Origin of the sequence: Pasteurella oralis (assembly GCF_042681465.1) — a bacterium.
In the GTDB taxonomy this organism is placed as follows: domain Bacteria; phylum Pseudomonadota; class Gammaproteobacteria; order Enterobacterales; family Pasteurellaceae; genus Pasteurella; species Pasteurella oralis.
This window is the reverse complement of sequence record NZ_JBHUFP010000025.1, coordinates 217104-238124: the sequence shown is the minus strand read 5'-3', so window position 1 is coordinate 238124 and position 21021 is coordinate 217104. Positions and strand designations below refer to the sequence as shown.

Sequence of the window (21021 nt, the reverse complement as noted above, 5' to 3'; positions counted from 1 at the left end):
TCACTTTGCTTTTTTTATCGCACGCTCATTATAACCAGCGTCTCACTTTCTGTTTATAATCTAAATAAGTTTGCCCAAATAAACGCTCTAATACTTGTTCTTCTTGTTTAATTTGCCACTTTGTCATGACCGCAACAAAAATAATGAAAAAAATGACCGCACTTAAACTCCCCAACCAGAGCGCCCAAGCTAATAGCAACAATGCTAAACTTAAATACATAGGATTGCGACTGATTTGATAAATGCCAGTCACCACTAATGTGGAAGTTTGCTCTAATGCAAGTGGACTCACCGTTGTTCTCGCTTGTAAAAATTGCCACAAACTCATCCCTGCAATTAACATACTCACTAAAACTAAACTAACTATCAGCCACAGCCATTGCGGAAAACTAATTAAGGCAGGAATATACGCCATCGCTATCGCACAGCATATAAACACAACGGGAGGAGGCAGTTTAACTTTATTCATCATGTGTTTTCCTTATCTACGATCCCACAAATAAAAAACCACTTTCTTGATACTGAGCTGCAACAAGTAAATGCATAACAACACAGGATAAAATAAAAATAATGCATAATCCGTAAATTGACTCAAACTCGCTAATATAAATAGCGTCATTACCACGATCTCAAAAATACTGCCACGATCATGTGTTCTTGCTAACCAATGCCCCACTAACGATGGTAATAAATAAAACCACAATAACATGCTGATTAAGCTATTCAAAATTAACAAAGGCAGCTCAGTCACTTTTTTAGGTGATGGTACGAAAGGTGTATTCATTTTGTCATATAAGCTGGCATAAACAGCAGGATAATATTGTGTCAAAAATAAATTACTATTAATCCAAACTAACGCCAACATAATAAGAAACGCATCTAATCCTGCATTTACTTCCTTCAAACCACATAGCAAAAATAGTCCAAATGCTGCTAGGTTATAACCAAACTTTTGCCAACCTGTTTCATTATCTACACAGCCCCATAAAAAACAGACAATAACAAAACATAACAAAGGTTGCTGTACGATGAAGCTATCTAATTGTTGAAAATAGAGTGGGATAAGCAATACAACAGGCAATATTACCCCCACAATCAACCTAAACTTCTGATTTTTTGGTGCAAAAAGCAAGATCATCGGAGCAAAAATAGAAAAGAGTCCCATCATCAATAAAAATAAAAAACTCGTAGCAAGTACTTGCCCAGAAAACCCTGCTTCAGCTTGAATAGGTAAAAAACACAAAATATACATCAGATAAGCGCGCAACAGTATTCTTAAATACTTACTGCGCTGATGTATTTTTAAAAAAGTAAAATTATATTCATCAAATAAAAAGCGGTAACCCTTTGGCTGCTCATAAAGCAAGAATGGATAAACTAAGAAAGTATAAAAAACATTAAGTAAAAAGTGACGACCTTTCGCTATTTGGCTCATCAATTTCTTTGCAACTGGATATTCTTCAACACCAAATGAGCTATCACTGACTAAATCTGCAATAAACAAATGCTCTCTCAATTGTTCTTGTTCATCAAAAGATAAAAAAGTGTCGACTTGGTAATCATCATGCCAATGAAAATAATTTGACCATTGCGCCCATAAATAAGGGTTTCCAATTAAATTGTGTTTTAAAAATTGCAATAATGACCAAGATGCATAATCGCTATCTTCCAAAGGTAAAAGTGCTAATTGCGCCTGAATCAACCCCCAATCTGCAATCAATCCTTGAACACCCGCTTGATCAAAACGTTGTTGTATATCGGCTAACACTTGATCTACTGAAGTTAATGCAATATTCATATTTTGTTGACTTGCTGGCTCATCAGTAGACTCAACCGCTAACAAAGTTGGTGCAAATGCTGATTCATCTTGTGTTGAAGCTGACTGTTCATCAGTTTGCTCGATAGCATGAAGAGTCGGCTCATGCTCAAAGCTCAGTAAAACATCATCTTGATTCGGAACGTCATCCAATAGATTACTTACTGCTAAATCAACCGCAACGGGTGGTTGTTCAAGTTCGATAACTACAGATTGCTGTTGTACATCTAATACAGCAATATCTTCCGTTGTATCCTGCCATTCCCATTCTTCTTGCTCTTGTTCTTGATAATAAGGTGCAATAGATAAAGCCTCATCAAAAGCTGCGCGTAATTGTTGATATCCTTCAGCATCTTCGTCAGGGCGTGTTATTTTGAGTTGCTTGGCGTAGGCACGACGAATCGTTCGCTCATCACTCGTCGGCTCAATACTTAAAATATCCCAACAGTTCATAAAAAATCACCGCCCACTTGCTTATAATAACCAACCACCATCGTAACGAGATAAAAACTCGCTAAAATGTTTTTGTGCTCGACGAATTTGAATTTCATCTTGGCTATCAAGCGCGGTTAAAAAGTATCCCATATGTTCACTAATTATTTGACGATTCTCACCTAAATATTCTTCATATAAGCGTTTTGCTTTCTCTAACAAGTAAATGTTTTGCTCTTGATCACGTGGATGTACCTTAAGTGCGGTCAATTTTTGGCGAGATTGCTCAATTTCCTCTACTGTTAAACTTTGTGCATTTTGTTGGAAAACATCAGATACTTGTAACTTTAAATCTTGATTACTAATATCCACTTCCAATAGTCCATTAGAATCATAACTAAAACGTACATCCACTAAAACTTCTCCCGCAGGTTTTGCAGGAACTTGGATACTCATCTCACCTAACTGCAAATTTTCTTTTGCCAATGGCGATTCACCTTGCAAGATTTCAAAGCGGATCTGTGTTTGATTATCAAATACCGTGCTAAAAGTTTGTACACGAGAAACAGGAACTGGCATATTACGCTCAATAATAGGGGCAAATTGCCCTCCGATATTGCGTCCATCAAATTCTTTTACTGTATTAGTGCCTAATGAGAAAGGCATCACATCAGTGAGCACAACTTCTTCTACGCTTGCATGACGCGCAATTAAAGCGGCTTGTACTGCGGCACCACGAGCAATAGCTTCATCAGGATGAATACTGGCTTGCGGAATGCGTTGAAAAAGCTGCCCAATCATGTTACGAATCATCGGCATTCTGGTTGCACCGCCAACAAGAATAATGCCATCAATTTGACTCGGACGTAATTTAGCATCACGTAATGCCCTTTCTAAAGGTTTACGTAAACGTGCTAACAACCCTTGCGAAGCTTGATGAAATTCATCAAAAGTCACTCGGGCAGCGTGTTCTTTTCCATCAATAACTAAGGTAATATCAACAAATTTTTCCTGACTCAATGTACGCTTTGCACTTTCAAATATTTGCCAAAGTTCTTTATTTTCACTGATTTTAGCACGCTCTTTTTCTGTCAATGTTTTACAACGTTGCAGGAAACAATGATAAACCACTTGCACAAAATCTTCGCCGCCAAGATGATTATCACCTGCACTGGCAGACACCTGCACCACACCATCAAAGTAATCTAGAATTGAAACATCAAATGTCCCGCCTCCTAAGTCATAAATCATAAAGCGAGTATCATCTGGTTTTTCTTGTAAATTATAAGCTAGTCCTGCTGCAGTGGGTTCATTAAGCAAACGTAGTACATTTAACCCAGCCATTTGTGCAGCAGCTTTCGTCGCTTGACGTTGAATTGCATTAAAATAGGCTGGTACAGTAATCACGACATCAGTGACTTCTTCGTCTAAAAACGCCTCCGCATCTTCCTTCAAACTTTTTAAAATAAGTGCAGATAATTCTTCTGCACGAAACTGCTTTTGTCCTAAATAAAATACTTTATCCGTGCCCATAAAACGCTTAAAAGCAGCCGCACTTAAATGAGGTTTAGTCGATAAACGCTCACGAGCAGGCAAGCCAACTAAAAGAGAATCATCATCACCGACACTAATCACTGAAGGAGTTAAATAATGACCTAATCGATTAGGAATTAAACGTGTTTCTCCATCTATAAATTGCGCAATTAAACTATTTGTCGTACCTAAATCAATACCAATTTGCAATGCCATATTAAAAACCTTAAAACCATTCAATCAAAACAACAAAAATGCCCAAAATAGTTGGGCATTTTATCCTAAGCACGAAGATAGACTGCTTGCATGATTTCATGCGCTAAGTCTTCATTATCCGTTTTTATTATATACACAACATCCCCTTGCAAATCGGCAAATGCGCGTGGAGTTTCTAATCTTGCAATAATATATTGTCCGTATTTCTGATAGATATCCGCTTCAGAATAACAATATGTAATATCATAACGTCTTGATTGTGCTACACAAATCATCTCATCAAATACGCTAACTTTTTCACGATTACCAAGTACTGCACGACCATATTCTTTATATAAATCAATTTGATATGCCATATTGTAGATATCTAAAATATAAGAGCCAGGTGGACGATTATTATATTCAATCACCACATATTCATCATTAGGTAAGCGAAAAAATTCTAAATGGAAAAAGCGCTCTTTCATACCAAAAGCTTGAGTAATTGCTCGTCCATATTGCTTTAATTTTTCGTCGGCATTTTTGATAACATAATAACCAATATCATGTGTTCTCTTAAACAATTCCATTGGGCTAATGGTGTAGACCAAACTGGTTTCAAACAAAATATTCCCATTTTGATCCAATAATCCATCATAAGTGATAATGTCTCCCTCAACAAATGGCTCTAAAAAATAATCAAGTCCTTGCCATTGTTGTTTAAAATCAGCCACATCTTGTTTTGATGCTAATTTAAATGTACCACCAGCTCCCACACCAATATCAGGTTTTGCAATCAAAGGTAAGCCCAATTTTTTCACTGCACTATCAAGTTCTTTTTCTGTTCTAATTAATGCACCTTCAACAACAGGGACTGGAATAGACTGGAAAATCTTTTTCATTTCTGATTTACGTTTGGTTTTTAGCAAATCACTTGATTTCAAACCAAATACATTAAATTGTTCTCTCAATAATACGTCATTATTAAGCCAATATTCATTTTGTGATTCAATACGATCAATCGGTCCATGTTTATAAAATAGAAAAGCAACCGCTCTTTTTACTTCATCAATATCTTCAAGATTATTGACTCTAAAATATTCAGTTAAAGAAACACGTAAGTTTTCAGGTAGTTGCTCGTAAGGTTCTTGCCCTATGCCTAATACATTGATGCCTAATTCATGCATTTTTATGGAAAATGTTTGGAAATTTGCAGGGTAATAAGGTGAAATCACAATGTAATTCATAGGACCTCCTAAAAATTCAATTTATTTAAAAAATAAGGCATTTGGATCCGCCACCAATCCCAATCATGCGCGACATCATGTCCCCAAGTATCAAACCATGCGGGGATCTGTTTTGCAGCAAACGCTTGTTGTAATTGATAAAATGAAGGTAAGCCATCCTGTTCCCAAGCACCAAGGCCTGTACAAATAACAATATCAGCTTCACGATATTTATTTAAAAACCACTCATCTTGTTGCAGCCATAAATTCTGGCTTGGCGAGTTACGATAGACTAATGGATCATCACCATACTCACCAACAAAATAACGCACATCATAAACACCACTTAATGCAATAACTTTGTTAAACACATCTGGATGTTGTAAAAACACATTGACGGCATGAAACCCACCCATACTACAGCCAGTAACCATCATAGGTGCAAAATATTGAGTATGATGTTTAATAAAAGGAATCGCTTCTTCAATTAAGTAATTATCATAGGCTGTATGCATTTGGGCGCGATCATGAGGGTGCTTCCAATTCGCTAACCAACTCTCGCTATCAACACTTGATAACGTAAAAAACTGTACCGTTCCTTGATGAATAAATTGCTGGCAGGCGTCAATCATACCAAAATCAGCATATTCATTATGCGTACCACCTGAACTTGGGAAAACTAAAATAGGCAGTCCTGTATGACCATAACGATTTAATTTCATTTCTCGCTGAAGATGACCACTGTAGTGGCTTAAACGTTCAAAATGCATATTACCAATCCTGACTTAAAAAATATAAACAATTCGGAAGATGTTGTGCCCACTGTGTTTCTGAATGAATACCATTAGCAATAATTTCGAGTTTTATTTGATTTATCGGCATTCCTTTTTGTAATAAAGTTTGATAATAACTTAACGATGCATCAATATACAATTGCTGTATATTACCTGTCGTAAACTGGCTATCTGTATCATCACCTTCTTGCGTTCCCACTTGAATATAAACTTTTTGATTCAAATCTAAATCATGATTCTCAAAATAGCGTTGGAAATCATTTGGTGTCAACCAACTGGCTGATGAAAAAACACCTAAACAACCGATATAATTTGCATATTCTATCCCCATAAACTGAGTAATATTGCCACCCAATGAACTACCAATCATCGCTGTATATTCTTTCTGAGACTTAGTACGATAAGTGCTATTCACAAAAGGCATGACAACATGAATAATGAAATCCGCATATTCCCTACCTTTTCCACCAATATTTTCTCTTCCCAAATATACATTTGCATCAAATTGCCAAGCTGAATATTCATTGACACGATTAGCACCATCATTATCAATACCCACAATGATCATATCCGCCAACGCAACATTATTTTTAATCAAAGGAATCGTTTTCCAAGAATGTGCGCTAAAAGATTCTTTGCTGTAAAACACATTTTGCCCATCATGCATATAAACAACGGGGTAAAATTTATTTGGATTTACCGCATAATCTTTTGGTAACAAAACGCGAATGCGTCTAGACATAGTTTGATAAGGAACGGGTAATTGGTGGCTCTCAAGAGGTAAATAAAATTGTGTATCCATTTTTTTATTAATTCATTATTACAGTACAACAAAAGTGGCAATATAGCATAAAAATAATACAAAATGTGAAGATGATTTTAACAATTCTAGTCATAAAAAAATCCCCAAGTTTTTTGGGGATTTTTTCAATTCAATGAAAACTATAAATTATTTAACCGCACTTGCAACCATTGAGCTTCTAGAGCAGAGGCATTTTGCAGCGCTTGCTCATAACTGGCTTTAGCCGCAATTTTATCGCCTTTAGCAAGTAAAATATCGCCTGTTAATAAACTCTTACGACTATCCCAACTTGCTTCCTTAACCAATTGTAAACTTTCTAACGCAGCATCAAATGCTTGTTGTTGAAATTGCACAGAGGCTAAACGTAATGCGCTAATTGAAGATAGCGTTTGATCTGATGATTGTGCTAATGCCTGTTTTAATGACTGTTCTGCTTGAGCAAACTCTTCCTTTTCAACTTCTAATTTTGCTTTTTCTAATAACGCTAAAACAGCATAACTCGTTTTGTTATGTGCTTGTACAAACTGATCAATTTGTGCACTTTTAGTGGCAAAATCTTGTGAGCTATAAATTGCTTGCTCATAAAATACTGATGTTTGCTGAATCTTATTAGCTTGGTAACTCTGCCAATAATTCCAACCAAACACACCTGCAAATGCCACCACAATCGAAGCGATTAAGACTTTATAATTTTCTTTCCACCACGCTTTAATTTCATTTAGTTCTTGTTCTTCTTCTGGAGTATAAGCCATATTACTCTTTCCTCTTGCTTAAAAATGATTCTTAATGTAATCAACAACATCAGTCAATGCAAGTGTTTGTTGTTCCGCACCACCAAGTAAATGCTTCACCACAACCTGTTGATTTTGCACTTCGCTTTCGCCAATCACTAATGCTAACGTCGCTCCACTTTTATCTGCGCGTTTAAATTGCTTTTTAAAGTTACCACCACTGCAATGTAACATAGTACGTAAGTGCGGTAAGGTAGTACGAAGTTTTTCTGCTAATTGGAAAGCAGCAAGCGTTGTTCCTTCTCCTTGATAAACAAGATAAATATCGACGGCATTAGGCAAGCTAATTTCAGCATTCACCTCTTGTACCAACAACACTAAACGCTCTAGCCCCATTGCAAAACCAACTCCACAAGCAGCATGACCACCAAGCTGCTCAACTAAACCATCATAGCGTCCACCGCCGCAAACTGTGCCTTGTGCACCTAGTGCAGAAGTGACCCACTCAAATACGGTTTTATTATAATAATCTAAACCACGTACTAATTTAGGATTAATTTCATACGGAATACCTACCGCATCAAGTAACTCGCAAAGCTGGGTAAAATGCTCACGACTGTCATCATCTAAATAATCTAATAGTTTAGGTGCATCGTTTAACACCTCTTGTAATGCTTGATTTTTCGTATCCAAAATCCGTAACGGATTTTTCTCTAAACGTTCTTTTTCTTCCTCGCTTAATAACGCTACATGCTGCTGTAAAAATGCCACTAATGCAGAGCGATAATTTTTACGCGCTTCTAAAGAACCAATTGAATTCAGCTGTAAAGTCACATGCTGATCAATACCGAGTTCTTTCCATAAGCGTGCTGTCAAAATGATTAATTCAGCATCAATTTCTGGGTTAGCAATACCAAATACTTCGACACCAGCTTGATGGAATTGACGATAACGCCCTTTTTGTGGACGTTCATGACGGAACATAGGTCCCATATACCATAAACGTTGTTCATTATTATAAATCCAGCCATGTTCAATCGCTGCTCGCACGCAGCCGGCTGTTCCTTCTGGACGTAAAGTTAGCTGTTCATCATTATCCCAAAAAGTGTACATTTCTTTAGAAACAACATCAGTTACTTCACCAATCGCACGCGCAAATAAAGGGGTACTTTCCACGATAGGCATACGGACTTCAGAATAACCATAATTTTGTAAAACTGACCGCACTTTGCCTTCTACCCACTGCCATAATAGACTTTCAGTCGGCGAGCAGTCATTCATACCACGAATTGCTTGAATTGTTTTTGCCACAATAATATGTCCTACTTCTTTCTCTTGTTATTTTAAATAATTCTATTTTTTGGATCTTGTGTTGCCACACGCGCACGGATTTTGGCTTCTAATTGATTAATCAAATCATCATTATCAAAACGCTCTTTTTGACGTTCACCATCTAAATAGTAACCACTTTTCTTATTACCACCCGTCACGCCTAAATCTGAAACTAGCGCTTCTCCAGGTCCATTCACAACACAACCAATAATTGAAACATCCATTGGTGTAATAATATCTTCTAAACGTTGTTCAAGTGCGTTTACTGTACCAATAACATCAAATTCTTGGCGTGAGCAGGTTGGGCAGGCAATAAAGTTAATGCCACGTGAACGAATTCGCAGTGATTTTAAAATATCAAAACCCACTTTAATCTCTTCGACTGGATCAGCAGCTAATGATACACGTAAGGTATCGCCAATACCTTCAGCTAAAAGCATGCCTAAACCGACCGCACTTTTCACCGCGCCAGCACGCGCTCCCCCTGCCTCAGTAATCCCTAAATGTAATGGTTGTTTAATCGCTTTTGCTAATAAACGATAAGATTCAACGGCTAAAAATACATCTGAGGCTTTTACACTGACTTTAAACTGATCGAAATTCAAACGATCTAAAATCTCAACATGACGTAATGCAGACTCTAATAATGCTTCTGGTGTTGGCTCACCATATTTCTCTTGCAAATCCTTCTCAAGCGAGCCTGCATTCACTCCAATACGAATTGGAATATTGTTATCTCTCGCACAATCCACTACCGCACGAATACGATCTTCACGTCCGATATTACCTGGATTAATACGTAAACAATCTACACCATATTCAGCCACTTTTAATGCAATACGATAATCAAAATGAATATCAGCAACCAAAGGGACATTTACTTGCTGCTTAATTAATTTAAATGCCTCTGCCGCATCCATCGTTGGCACAGAAACACGCACAATATCGGCACCAACACGTTCTAGTGCTTTAATTTGCGCGACCGTTGCTTCTACATCGGTTGTACGAGTGTTTGTCATCGATTGCACAGCAATAGGGGCATCATCGCCAACAGGTACATTACCGACATAAATTTTGCTTGATTCTCTGCGTTTAATTGTTGGTTTTGCTAACATTTTGCTTTGTTATCCCATATTCCACATTATTGTGGTAATTTAAATCTTGCGACACGACCATCTACTTTTAATGGATAATCTTCACCTTTATAAGTAATTTTTACATTACCAGGTACACCAATAATAAGCGAGTAACTCCCCTCTTCATCAAAGCTCAATGTATCACCTTGCTTATATTCTTTTTGTGCAAGAATTTTACCTTGTTCATTTTGCACACTAATCCAGCAAGTTCCTGTGAATTCAATATCAAGCACATTTGATTCTGTCAAAACAGGCATATTATCAGTGATAGGCTTATCTGTTTTTTCATCTAATTTGTCCATTTCTGCTTTTAATACACCCGCAGAAGTAATTGGTTGATTATCTTGTGGATTAATCACCACTGGAATATCAACTGAATTAATATTTGTCTCTATAGGAAATGTTGCTGCGGTTCTTGGTGTAGTAATCTCGACAGGGTTACTCACAATAATAGTCGGAGGCGTACTATTTTCAATTGGTGACGTTTTTGGCACAGTTTCTACATAACTTTGAACTAAACTATCACGCTCAGCATTAGATTGTTTGTAATTTTCCCACCACCAAAGACCTGTCATGCCGGCGACAATGAATACGACTAATAAGCTTAGCCAACCAATCCAATGGTTATGTGAAGAATAGTGATTAACCGCCCTAGTCGCACGCGCATTTTTACCCAAATCATTTTTGTGGTCTTCGCCAAAACTTGCATGTACCCAAACTGATTCAGGTAACTTCAAAAATTTTGCATAATTACGCACATAACCTTTCATGAAAGCAGCAGGAATAGTACTTTGGACTAATTCATTATTTTCAATCAATTGTAAAATCGAGGGTCTAAGTGCGATTTTTTTAGAAACATCTTCAAGAGATAGATTGAGTGCCTCGCGAGCTTGGCGAAATTGCTCGCCGAGGGTCAAGGCGTTAGATTCAAGATTATTTGTCGCATTATTCATTTAGCACCATCGATTCATACAAAATTCAAAGGGTAAAGTTTAAAGTTGTAAGGTGGCTTTTGCAATAGTAATTACATAGATAACTGAGCCTAATTCTCGTTTTTCGATAATTTACTAATTTAACGCGAATAAACGAAGAAGTTTTTGCGCTCGAGAAGCATCGATTTGAGCTAACAATTGCAAATTCTGCTGATAACGTTCGCTATCTTTTGCCGAAAATGCACAAAGAATTATATTTTCATAAGTATCAGCTTGCTGATAATAATTAGCAGTAGCTAAAGCATGATTAAATTGGGTATAAGCTTGTTCAAACTTCGCTTGCTTACACAAAAAAACACCATAATTATTCAGAACATCACTTTGCTGGGGAGCGAGATTAAGTGCTGCTAAATAAGCTTGGTTAGCTAATTGAAATGCACCTTGCTCCTGATAAAAATAAGCTAATGCGGAATGTACTAAATAATAATTAGGGGCATAAGCAAGGGCTTTATCAAAATTCAGTTTAGCTTGTGTAAATTGACGCTGTGCTAAATAACCTAAGCCTAATTCGACTCGCGCTTTCGCCGCCTGTTGCTTATTAAATGTCGCAGTATCCACTTGTGATACACAAGCTGAAAGTAAAAGAGAAAAAATATTAAGCCAAATCAGTATTAAAGTGCCGTTCATTTTTTCTCCTTTTTACTTAATTTTTATTGATTATGCACTGAAATTGGCTCACCAAATTGCTTTTTCTGTGCAGTACGTTTAGTTCGATCAATCACATCGCCTGCGAGCTGTCCACAAGCCGCGTCAATATCATCGCCACGTGTTTTACGTACAATTACAGTAAAACCATATTCCATTAAGGTTTTTTGGAAGCGATCAATACGTGTATTTGAGCTTTTGGCATAAGGCGCTGCTGGGAAAGGGTTCCATGGAATCAAATTAATTTTACATGGTGTATTCTTCAACACTTGCGCTAATTGATGTGCGTGCTCAATGCTATCATTCACATGATCTAACATCACATACTCAATCGTCACTTTACCATGATTAGCATTAGATACTGTCAAATAACGATTGACTGAATCTATTAACATTTTGATGTTATATTTTTTATTAATTGGCACAATCTCATCACGTAGCTCATCATTAGGAGCATGTAATGAAATCGCTAAAGCAACATCAATCATTTCACTGAGCTTATCTAATGCAGGCACGACGCCAGAAGTCGATAGAGTGACACGACGTTTTGACAAACCATAAGCAAAATCATCTAACATGATCTCCATAGCTGGCACCACGTTCGCCACATTCAATAAGGGTTCCCCCATCCCCATCATCACTACATTCGTAATTGGACGTACACCAGTAACACCAAAGTTGCCAATAATTTTGGATGCTCGCCATACCTGACCAATAATTTCAGATACAGTTAAGTTACGGTTGAATCCTTGTTGTGCAGTTGAGCAAAAAGTACAAGCTAAAGCGCAGCCTACTTGAGAAGAAACACATAAGGTGGCACGATCCGCCTCTGGAATATACACTGTCTCTACTTGCTGATCGCCTACTTGCATTGCCCATTTAATCGTACCATCAGCAGAACGCTGTTCTACTGCAACTTCTGGCGCGCGAATTTCAGCGACTTGTTTTAATTTATCTCTTAACTTTTTATTAATATTGGTCATGTTGTCGAAATTATCTTCGCCAAAATGATAAATCCATTTCACTAATTGATCAGCACGAAATGGCTTTTCGCCTAATTCTTTGAAAAACTCACGCATTTGTTGACGCGTTAAGTTCATTAAATTGATTTTTTTCACTGTTTCTACTGATACATCCACAGATTTCAATGGGTTTTCAGCACAAGTTTGTTTGTCTAACATAAAGCCTCGTTATTACACATTGCGGCATAGATAATCGCCTGTAAAAATGAGTTGCGATTGTACAGAGTTACTGCGTATTAATCTAGCAATTTCCCCAAATGCTATAAAAACGCACCGCACTTTTTTACGATCTGGATCGCAGAAAGCAAAAAGTGCGGTGCGTTTTTTCGTAATTTTAAACTTGTTCTTCTGAAGGTGGGATAATGTCCTCTTCTTCGACTTCACCTAATAATAGCGCGTATTTTAAAGTTGTTGGGCTAGCTTCGAGGGCAATTTTAAGTGCCATCGTAAGTGGAACAGAAAGTAACATTCCCACAGTACCAAGTAACCATCCCCAAAAAAGCAATGAAAGAAAAACAACTAAAGTGGATAAACCTAAGGTTCTGCCCATCATACGTGGCTCCAGAATATTACCGACAACCATATTAATCACTGTAATACCAATAGCCACACCAATACCAGTCGGAAATCCATTAAGTAGTAAAGCTTGAACAACAATGGGTATTGCCGCAATGATCGAACCTATATTCGGGATGTAGTTTAGCAAAAAGCCTAACGTTGCCCATAGAATCGCATATTGAACATTCGACGCTTCCAGTAATAGATAAATACAAAAACCTGTTAATAAACTTGTCAGTGTTTTAACGCCAAGATAGCTAATTACTCCTTGTAATACACGATTGATATAACGTTCTTCTTTCGCAATATCTTGTGAATTTGAACTAAACACAACGGCTAATTTATGTTTAGCAAATGGCGCTTCACTTAACATGAAAATCACAACCAGCATTAATACAAAAATATTAGTCACTACACCCGAAAAGCTTAAAAATACCCGGCTGACAAAGTTCATGATAATGCTTGGGTCAAAATGCTCCATTATTCGTTCTTGTGAAATACTCAATGGAATATTCCATTTTTGCGCTAACGCCATTACGCTCGCAACACGTTCTGATAGTAAAAGACGGTATTGTGGAATCGACTGAGTAAATTCACGAATCGTACTATTTATTAAACCGAGTAAGAAAAACACAATCACAAAAATAATCACTAGCAAGATCGCAATTGCTAACCAATGAGGTACTTTGCGATCTGTCATGAATTTAATCACTGGCGCGCAAATAATCGCGATAAATAAAGCAAGCAAAAAAGGAACAGCAATTTCAGTTGCGGCTTTCACTCCTGCAAGAATAATGACTATCGCAGCTAATGCCAGTAATACCTGTAAAATCGAAGATTGATTTTGCATACCTAAATCGCATCCTCATTTTCTTCGCCAGTACGAATGCGGATGACACGTTCTACATCATAGATAAAAATCTTACCATCACCAATTTTGCCAGTTTGCGCGGTTTCGATAATAGCTTCAATACATTGTTCTACTTGTTCGTCTGTCACGACGATTTCCATTTTCACTTTGGGTAAAAAATCCACCATATATTCTGCACCACGATATAATTCAGTATGCCCTTTTTGACGACCGAAACCACGCACTTCAGTAACTGTCATGCCAGTAATTCCAATATCTGACAAACTTTCACGCACATCATCGAGCTTAAACGGTTTAATAATTGCTTCGATCTTTTTCATAAAATTTTCCTATTTTTGACCGCACGTTAGTAGGTTTCTCGACGGGCTGATTTTGGTCGAAAACTTTCAATCACTTCGGGTTTAGTATCAATATAAATGCCATCAATCAATTGTAAACAATAAGGCACAGCGCTAAAAATGCCTTTCACTATCACATTGCCCTGTTCATCTTTTACGCCCTCTAACGTTTCTTTAATTGCCTTAGGCTGACCCGGTAAATTTAAAATCAAACTATTTTTACGAATGACACCGACTTGGCGCGATAAAATTGCCGTTGGCACAAAATGCAAACTGACTTGACGCATTTGCTCACCAAAGCCTGGCATTTCACGATCAGCAATTGCTAAAGTAGCATCAGGAGTGACATCACGTTTCGCTGGTCCTGTCCCACCTGTCGTTAATACTAAATGACAATGGTAATCGTCTACTAACTCACATAATGCTTTTTCAATTTGTGCTTGTTCATCTGGAATTAAACGGGTTTCAACTTCAAATGGCTCACATAATGCATTTGTTAACCATGCTTGTAATTCTGGAATGCCTTGATCTTGATAAACTCCCTGTGAAGCACGATCAGACACTGAAACTAAACCAATCTTTAAAAGTGCGGTCATGTTTTCCTCTTTTTTATCTACGACTAAACCCAATAATACCTAACAACATGGAAGAAGATTGGGGCAGCAAAGCAAAGGCTATCCATCCGATCTAACATTCCTCCATGTCCACTAATCATGTTACCCCAATCTTTCACGCCCATACTGCGTTTGATTGCAGACATCACTAATCCACCTAAGAAACCCATTAAGCAAATTAGCAAACTCATTAATATAGCTTGAATGGGTGTAAATGGCGTTAGCCAATATAATAATCCGCCTAAAATTGATGCACTAATCACACCGCCCACAAACCCTTCCACTGTTTTTGATGGCGATAATGTAGGTGCAATTTTATGTTTACCAAACAGTTTACCCCAAACATATTGCAGCACATCACTTGCTTGTACGACTAAAATTAAAAAAATCATCAACAATAAATGCTTACCTTCGAAACCATCAATATCTAGCGTTAAAATAGCTGGAATATGTGAAATACAAAATACGGAAATCATAATCGCCCACTGGACTTTAGTTGAGCGATCTAAGAAATGAGAAGCATCACCTAACAACGCAGACAAAATAGGTAAAAATAAGAAAGCATAGACAGGAATGAAGATGGTAAACATGCTAAACCAATCAATCGCCACAAAATAATATTGCACAGGTAAAATGACATAAAAACAAGCCGCCAACGCAAGGTGATCACCACGACGAATATAAATTAAGGAGAGAAACTCACGTAATGCCATAAACGAAATGAGGAAAAATAAAGCAATGACACCATAAAAACCCATAAATGCAGCGACAAAGATGATCAAAATCATGACCCACCATGCGTTAATACGCGCATTGAGGTTATCAATTACTGCATGTGGTGTTGCAAAACCGACTTTCCATTTAAGTGCATAACCAATAGATGAAGCGATAACAAGGGTAAAAATTAATCCCCAAAAGAGTTGCCATATTTCCATTTTTATTCTCCCTTATACTTTGGATTTAAACTTAATAATGCATTTTCAGCACGTACTAAGAAATCTGCTTTGTCTTCATTATGTTGATAGCTCAACGGCTCGCCTAGATATAAGTCGCATAACAATGGGATTGGCAGCATAAAGCCTTTTGGTAACACATTATGCATATTGCTAATCCAAACAGGGACAAGTTCTAAATCGGGATTCTGTTTTGCCACATGATATAAACCACTTTTAAATGGCTGTAATTGTACATCGTCATCGATTTTGCGCGTACCTTCTGGAAAAATAATTAATGAACTTTCCTGTAGTACTTCACTGATCTTATCGGTGATCACTTTAGGATCATCACTACCACGTTCAATCAATAACATATTGAATACTTTCTCAGCTAAAAAGCGGCGTACTTTCCCTTTTTTCCAATAATCTGCACCAGCAACTGGACGTGTATTTTTGCGTACTTCATAAGGTAATGACACCCACAATAAAATAAAATCACCATGACTATTATGGTTTGCATAATACAAACGATGTTTGTCAGTTGCTTGTTGTGCAATATTTTTTTGTGCGCGAACACCTGTAATAAAAGAAGTAAAACGACAGAGGATAAAATCTACCAATTTAGCGAGCATTGTCTTCTCCTTGTTGAACATCAGTTGGGATATCAAGTGCGGTCTGTTTTTGGAAAGTTTCCGCAGCCTTTAATGTTGGTTCTTCAGCTAATCCGCCTCGAACACGTTTCACACAAGTCAGTACTAATAATAAAATCACTGCCCATGCAAACCAATATAGCCAATCAGGTAACTGTGGTACAAAAACATAAACTAAACCAAGTAAACTAAATAAAAAGGCGCGATCACTTTTACCTAAAGGACCATCATAACGACGGGTTTGCCCTTGTACTTGCCCTAATACACCACAAAATTCAGTGAGTGCTGCCAACCAAATAATCAAACCAATCAATAAGGGATCGAAAGGTGTAACTAAAGCAAACGGCAAATATAATGCTGCATCGGAAACCACATCGGTCACTTCATTTAAATAACCACCCAAACGTGATTTTTGGTTAAATTCACGAGCAAGCATGCCATCAATAGCATTTAATGCCATACGCACAAATAACCAAATTGGAATCAAAATAAACAACCAATGTACCCAAGCAAGCATACTCAATACAATGCCCAAAACCACTGAAATAACGCAAGCAAGTAACGTCACTTGATTTGCTGTCACGCCACGTGTAGCGAGTTTAACTGCTATAGGACGTAATAGATTCTGAAATTTTGGTTTTAAATCATAAATACTCATTTTCCCTCCTCAATTTAGAACGGAAACAATAGGGGAATTAAAAATACGCTTACTACCATGACTAATAACGTAAAAGGCACACCAACTTTGACAAAATCAGCAAACTTATAGCCACCTGGTCCAAGTACCATAGTATTTACAGGTGAAGAAACGGGCGTCATAAAGGCAGCGGAAGCCGCTACGGCAATAATCATCGCAAACGGCATTGGTGAAACTTGTAATTGATGGGCAATCGTAATTGCAATAGGTGCCATTAAAATTGCAGTTGCAGTATTAGAGATAAATAAACTCACGGCTGCACAAAGTAAGAATAAGCTCATTAACACAGCATGCAATCCAAGTCCACCAACTGCATCTAGCATTAATTTTACAGCCAAATCGACACCACCTGTTTTTTGTAATGCAATAGAAAATGGCATCATGCCGACAATGAGTACCAAGCTAGACCAGTGAATGGATTCATAGGCACTTTTACCATCAACACAACGAAAATAACCTAACATTAAACAAGCAATAAGTGCAGCAATCACATTAGGTACAGCGCCAGTGACCATCAATACTACCATCGTTAAAATTGATAACACAGCATGTGGCGCTTGACTTGCTGCAGGGACAGCGCGTTCTATTTCTAACGGATAATTTAAAACATAAAAATCTTTAGTATGATGCTGCATTTGCTCAATCGCTTTCCAGTCACCGACGACTAAAATTAAATCCCCTAAAGAATAACTTACCTCAGAAAAATTACCTGCCAACACTTCACCATCGCGCTTGACGCCAACTATGTTTAAACCAAATTGTGAACGGAAGCGCAGTTCTGCAGTAGTCTTACCAATACAATCTGAATCAGGGACTAAAGTGATCTCAGCCATACCAATAGATTTTGCTTGTTGCGAAAAGTTTTGCGTTCTAATTTCGGCAATTTCTAACTGATTTTCCTGACAAAATTGTTCTAGATCGAATGCGGGATTACTAATATCCATCAGTAAAATGTCTTTTTCACGAATTTCTGAGGTACCTAATGCGGCAATAAAGTTTGGTCTGAAACGTTTCCAACGCTCAATTGCTAATACATTCAAGCCATAACTGGAACGCAAATGCAATTCATCTAGATTTTTGCCAATAAACAAAGAGCCTTTCTTAACCACTAATCGTTTAGTCCGTTCACGTAAACCATATTCATTAATCAAGTCATTCATAGAACGACGACTGGTCTCTTTCGTTGTTTGTTCGTTAGGATCTGTCAGCCAACGGCGAGCCACTAACATGTACAAAATGCCCATAGTCAATACCACTAAACCAATAGGCGTGAAGTCAAAAAACTTAAAGCGAAACTCAGTATTACGGATTAACTCAGCATTCACGACAAGATTAGGCGCTGTAGCAATTAATGTCATCATGCCACTAATAAGACCAGCCACACTCAGTGGCATCATAAGACGTTTTGGTGAAATATTCATTTGTTGGCAAATCACTAATACCACAGGAATAAAAATTGCTACTATCCCTGTTGAACTCATAAATGAACCTAAACTAGCAACGGCTAACATTAATAAAATGAGTACTTTGGTTTCATTATTATTAGACGCCTTCAGTAACCATTCACTAACTTGATAAGCAATACCTGTACGGACAATCCCTTCACCAACAATAAACAACAAAGCGATTAAAATCACGTTCGGATCACTAAAGCCTGCCAGTACATCATTAACTGTCAAAATCCCACTTAATGAAAATGCGACCATCACCAATAATGCAATCACATCCATGCGGATTTTATTACGTACAAATAACACAATTGCACTAAATAACAGTGCTAAAACCCAAAACAATGGGCTAGCCCATAATCCATTTTGCAAGTCGAGATCCACGATGAACTCCCAAAGTTAACTTGTTGATTAATTATACATTATCGAATAGTTTTCGCACAGGAGAAAAACTTCGTCTATGTTGTGGTAAAGGTCCAAATTCAGCTAACTTTTGTAAATGCAATTGAGTTGGATAGCCTTTATGCTGCGCAAAAGCATATTGTGGATATTGTAGATCGAGTTCTTTCATTTCTTGATCTCGAGCGACTTTGGCTAAAATTGAAGCAGCACTAATTTCAGCGACTAAGCCATCACCTTTCACAATCGCTTGTGCTGCCATTGATAAGTTAGGCACACGATTCCCATCAATTAACACTAAGTGCGGTTGAATTTTTAAATTTTCTACCGCTCTTTGCATGGCTAACATCGTGGCATGTAAAATATTTAATTCATCAATCTCTTCGGGTTCTGCTCGTCCTAAACTCCAAGCAAGTGCTTTTTGTTTAATTTCTTCTGCGAGTAATAAACGTTTTTTCTCAGATAATTTTTTAGAATCCTTTAATCCTTCAATTGGCTTATTCGGATCTAAAATAACAGCCGCTGTCACTACAGCACCCACAAGTGGACCACGTCCCACTTCATCTACACCAGCAATTAACTCAATACCTGCAGGATATTTAAATTCCATGTTATTTCCTTATTCTGCTAATAAATCCACGACTGCTTGCGCCGCCTTTTGATCGGCATCACACTGAATCAACTTATGTAAATCAATAAAGCGCTGAATCAGCTGATGACGTTGTTGTAATGCACTCTCCTCTTGACTTAAATAAACTGAAAGCTTTTCTGCTAATTTCTCTGCTGTGCAATCGTCTTGAATCAATTCGGGCACTAACATTTCATTGGCTAATAAGTTAGGCAGCGATACGTATTCCGTTTTGACCAAATGTTTGGCAAGAAAATAAGTTGTGCTCTTCATACGATAGCCAACCACCATTGGTGATTTACATAACATCGCTTCTAAAGCGGCAGTACCCGAAGCAAGTAAGGTTGCCTCTGCGGTAATCATGGCATGGCGCGCCTTACCCTCTAATAAAATCAATTCGAGTTCTGGTGCAACTTGTGCCTTAATTTGCTCAAACTGCTGACGACGTTTTTCATTTACTAATGGCACTAAAAATTGTAAATCAGGGTATTGTTGTTTTAACAGCTGTGCTGCTTGTAAGAAAGGAGGGGTTAAAAACTCAACTTCTGCGCTGCGACTCCCCACTAAAATAGCGACATAACGTTGTTTTTCATCAAGTTGTAAAAACGCGCAAGCCTCTCGACGGCTCGGTTTCAATGCAATCGCATCCGCCATAGTGTGACCAATAAAGCGGCAAGGCACATCAAAACGATCGTAAAATGCTTTTTCAAAAGGTAAAAAAGCCAATACTAAATTAGTTGCTTTAGCAATTTTATAAATACGATTTTGCCGCCATGCCCAAACTGATGGACTAACATAATGAATAGTTTTAATTCCCTGCTGTTTTAATTTTAACTCTACATCAATATTAAAATCGGGAGCATCAATCCCAATAAAAATATCAGGCTTTTCTACTAACATGGTTTGAATCAGCTGGCGACGAATAGTTAATAAGCGAGGCAAATGTTTTACCACCTCAGCTAATCCCATTACCGAAAGCGCTTCCATATCAACTAAAGTTTCACAACCTTCTGCCAGCATATGTTGCCCAGCGATACCAATAAAACGTGCATTGGGATAACGAATTTTTAAACTACGAATTAGCCCCGCACCAAGAATATCACCTGACACTTCGCCAGCAACAATCGCAATAGTGGGATTTGATTTTGTCTGTTGTTCCATATTCAGATCCTAAATAAAAAACAACCGCACTTTTAAACAGAAAAAGTGCGGTCGATTTTTACAAAA

The 21021-nt window shown here is 37.6% G+C and carries 21 protein-coding genes; all 21 read right to left on the bottom strand.

Annotated features, from left to right (window positions below; translation table 11 throughout):
• Nucleotides 1-28: 28 nt before the first annotated feature.
• Complete coding sequence (locus tag ACFSAV_RS10530) at nt 29-472, bottom strand: methyltransferase family protein (RefSeq protein WP_379099405.1); 444 nt, start codon at nt 470-472, stop codon at nt 29-31.
• A 9-nt stretch (nt 473-481) separates the two neighbouring features.
• Nucleotides 482-2269, bottom strand: a complete 1788-nt coding sequence (locus ACFSAV_RS10525; RefSeq protein ID WP_379099402.1) for a hypothetical protein — start codon at nt 2267-2269, stop codon at nt 482-484.
• Between the two features lie 21 nt (nt 2270-2290).
• Nucleotides 2291-3997, bottom strand: a complete 1707-nt coding sequence (locus ACFSAV_RS10520; RefSeq protein ID WP_379099399.1) for a molecular chaperone HscC — start codon at nt 3995-3997, stop codon at nt 2291-2293.
• A gap of 65 nt (nt 3998-4062) precedes the next feature.
• Nucleotides 4063-5223: an ATP-grasp domain-containing protein gene (locus tag ACFSAV_RS10515; protein WP_101775321.1), complete on the bottom strand. Its 1161-nt coding sequence runs from the start codon at nt 5221-5223 to the stop codon at nt 4063-4065.
• Nucleotides 5224-5231: 8 nt separating this feature from the next.
• Nucleotides 5232-5972, bottom strand: coding sequence for an esterase family protein (locus tag ACFSAV_RS10510; protein WP_379099396.1), 741 nt, complete (start codon nt 5970-5972; stop codon nt 5232-5234).
• A gap of 1 nt (nt 5973) precedes the next feature.
• Nucleotides 5974-6798 carry an alpha/beta hydrolase gene (locus ACFSAV_RS10505; protein ID WP_379099393.1) on the bottom strand — a complete coding sequence of 275 codons (825 nt, stop codon included), beginning with the start codon at nt 6796-6798 and terminating at the stop codon, nt 5974-5976.
• Nucleotides 6799-6938: 140 nt separating this feature from the next.
• Complete coding sequence (locus ACFSAV_RS10500; protein WP_101775318.1) at nt 6939-7550, bottom strand: YfgM family protein; 612 nt, start codon at nt 7548-7550, stop codon at nt 6939-6941.
• An 18-nt stretch (nt 7551-7568) separates the two neighbouring features.
• The gene (gene hisS, locus ACFSAV_RS10495; RefSeq protein ID WP_379099390.1) at nt 7569-8840 is read right to left on the bottom strand and encodes a histidine--tRNA ligase; all 1272 of its coding nucleotides are present in this window, start codon (nt 8838-8840) and stop codon (nt 7569-7571) included.
• A 32-nt stretch (nt 8841-8872) separates the two neighbouring features.
• Nucleotides 8873-9976, bottom strand: coding sequence for a flavodoxin-dependent (E)-4-hydroxy-3-methylbut-2-enyl-diphosphate synthase (gene ispG / locus ACFSAV_RS10490; protein ID WP_379099387.1), 1104 nt, complete (start codon nt 9974-9976; stop codon nt 8873-8875).
• 26 nt (nt 9977-10002) lie between these two features.
• Entirely contained in the window at nt 10003-10950 is a 948-nt protein-coding gene (locus ACFSAV_RS10485) for a RodZ domain-containing protein (protein WP_379099384.1), read from the bottom strand.
• Nucleotides 10951-11064: 114 nt separating this feature from the next.
• Complete coding sequence (gene pilW / locus ACFSAV_RS10480) at nt 11065-11616, bottom strand: type IV pilus biogenesis/stability protein PilW (RefSeq protein ID WP_379099381.1); 552 nt, start codon at nt 11614-11616, stop codon at nt 11065-11067.
• A gap of 23 nt (nt 11617-11639) precedes the next feature.
• Nucleotides 11640-12815, bottom strand: coding sequence for a dual-specificity RNA methyltransferase RlmN (rlmN, locus tag ACFSAV_RS10475; protein ID WP_379099378.1), 1176 nt, complete (start codon nt 12813-12815; stop codon nt 11640-11642).
• Nucleotides 12816-12990: 175 nt separating this feature from the next.
• A complete protein-coding gene (locus tag ACFSAV_RS10470) occupies nt 12991-14064 on the bottom strand; it encodes an AI-2E family transporter (protein ID WP_379099375.1) in 1074 nt (357 codons plus the stop codon).
• Nucleotides 14065-14066: 2 nt separating this feature from the next.
• Nucleotides 14067-14405, bottom strand: a complete 339-nt coding sequence (gene glnB / locus ACFSAV_RS10465; protein WP_101775311.1) for a nitrogen regulatory protein P-II — start codon at nt 14403-14405, stop codon at nt 14067-14069.
• Between the two features lie 26 nt (nt 14406-14431).
• Nucleotides 14432-15019: a molybdopterin adenylyltransferase gene (mog, locus tag ACFSAV_RS10460; protein ID WP_101775310.1), complete on the bottom strand. Its 588-nt coding sequence runs from the start codon at nt 15017-15019 to the stop codon at nt 14432-14434.
• 23 nt (nt 15020-15042) lie between these two features.
• Nucleotides 15043-15972 (bottom strand): phosphatidate cytidylyltransferase, encoded by a 930-nt coding sequence (locus ACFSAV_RS10455; RefSeq protein WP_379099371.1) that lies wholly within the window; start codon nt 15970-15972, stop codon nt 15043-15045.
• Between the two features lie 2 nt (nt 15973-15974).
• Nucleotides 15975-16604, bottom strand: coding sequence for a lysophospholipid acyltransferase family protein (locus ACFSAV_RS10450; protein ID WP_101775308.1), 630 nt, complete (start codon nt 16602-16604; stop codon nt 15975-15977).
• Nucleotides 16594-17280 (bottom strand): CDP-alcohol phosphatidyltransferase family protein, encoded by a 687-nt coding sequence (locus ACFSAV_RS10445; RefSeq protein WP_379099368.1) that lies wholly within the window; start codon nt 17278-17280, stop codon nt 16594-16596. Before ACFSAV_RS10445 ends, ACFSAV_RS10450 begins: the two co-directional genes overlap by 11 nt.
• 14 nt (nt 17281-17294) lie before the next feature.
• Nucleotides 17295-19151 (bottom strand): SLC13 family permease, encoded by a 1857-nt coding sequence (locus ACFSAV_RS10440; RefSeq protein ID WP_379099366.1) that lies wholly within the window; start codon nt 19149-19151, stop codon nt 17295-17297.
• A 31-nt stretch (nt 19152-19182) separates the two neighbouring features.
• Entirely contained in the window at nt 19183-19776 is a 594-nt protein-coding gene (rnhB, locus tag ACFSAV_RS10435; protein ID WP_379099363.1) for a ribonuclease HII, read from the bottom strand.
• Between the two features lie 9 nt (nt 19777-19785).
• Nucleotides 19786-20955: a lipid-A-disaccharide synthase gene (gene lpxB, locus ACFSAV_RS10430; protein ID WP_379099360.1), complete on the bottom strand. Its 1170-nt coding sequence runs from the start codon at nt 20953-20955 to the stop codon at nt 19786-19788.
• Nucleotides 20956-21021: the final 66 nt, after the last annotated feature.

What these genes read in the sequence shown, in the direction of transcription:
- ACFSAV_RS10530 (WP_379099405.1), bottom strand. Translation starts at nt 472, where the DNA reads ATGATGAATAAAGTTAAACTGCCTCCTCCCGTTGTGTTTATATGCTGT.
- ACFSAV_RS10525 (WP_379099402.1), bottom strand. Translation starts at nt 2,269, where the DNA reads ATGAACTGTTGGGATATTTTAAGTATTGAGCCGACGAGTGATGAGCGA.
- ACFSAV_RS10520 (WP_379099399.1), bottom strand. Translation starts at nt 3,997, where the DNA reads ATGGCATTGCAAATTGGTATTGATTTAGGTACGACAAATAGTTTAATT.
- ACFSAV_RS10515 (WP_101775321.1), bottom strand. Translation starts at nt 5,223, where the DNA reads ATGAATTACATTGTGATTTCACCTTATTACCCTGCAAATTTCCAAACA.
- ACFSAV_RS10510 (WP_379099396.1), bottom strand. Translation starts at nt 5,972, where the DNA reads ATGCATTTTGAACGTTTAAGCCACTACAGTGGTCATCTTCAGCGAGAA.
- ACFSAV_RS10505 (WP_379099393.1), bottom strand. Translation starts at nt 6,798, where the DNA reads ATGGATACACAATTTTATTTACCTCTTGAGAGCCACCAATTACCCGTT.
- ACFSAV_RS10500 (WP_101775318.1), bottom strand. Translation starts at nt 7,550, where the DNA reads ATGGCTTATACTCCAGAAGAAGAACAAGAACTAAATGAAATTAAAGCG.
- ispG (WP_379099387.1), bottom strand. Translation starts at nt 9,976, where the DNA reads ATGTTAGCAAAACCAACAATTAAACGCAGAGAATCAAGCAAAATTTAT.
- ACFSAV_RS10485 (WP_379099384.1), bottom strand. Translation starts at nt 10,950, where the DNA reads ATGAATAATGCGACAAATAATCTTGAATCTAACGCCTTGACCCTCGGC.
- pilW (WP_379099381.1), bottom strand. Translation starts at nt 11,616, where the DNA reads ATGAACGGCACTTTAATACTGATTTGGCTTAATATTTTTTCTCTTTTA.
- rlmN (WP_379099378.1), bottom strand. Translation starts at nt 12,815, where the DNA reads ATGTTAGACAAACAAACTTGTGCTGAAAACCCATTGAAATCTGTGGAT.
- ACFSAV_RS10470 (WP_379099375.1), bottom strand. Translation starts at nt 14,064, where the DNA reads ATGCAAAATCAATCTTCGATTTTACAGGTATTACTGGCATTAGCTGCG.
- glnB (WP_101775311.1), bottom strand. Translation starts at nt 14,405, where the DNA reads ATGAAAAAGATCGAAGCAATTATTAAACCGTTTAAGCTCGATGATGTG.
- mog (WP_101775310.1), bottom strand. Translation starts at nt 15,019, where the DNA reads ATGACCGCACTTTTAAAGATTGGTTTAGTTTCAGTGTCTGATCGTGCT.
- ACFSAV_RS10455 (WP_379099371.1), bottom strand. Translation starts at nt 15,972, where the DNA reads ATGGAAATATGGCAACTCTTTTGGGGATTAATTTTTACCCTTGTTATC.
- ACFSAV_RS10450 (WP_101775308.1), bottom strand. Translation starts at nt 16,604, where the DNA reads ATGCTCGCTAAATTGGTAGATTTTATCCTCTGTCGTTTTACTTCTTTT.
- ACFSAV_RS10445 (WP_379099368.1), bottom strand. Translation starts at nt 17,280, where the DNA reads ATGAGTATTTATGATTTAAAACCAAAATTTCAGAATCTATTACGTCCT.
- rnhB (WP_379099363.1), bottom strand. Translation starts at nt 19,776, where the DNA reads ATGGAATTTAAATATCCTGCAGGTATTGAGTTAATTGCTGGTGTAGAT.
- lpxB (WP_379099360.1), bottom strand. Translation starts at nt 20,955, where the DNA reads ATGGAACAACAGACAAAATCAAATCCCACTATTGCGATTGTTGCTGGC.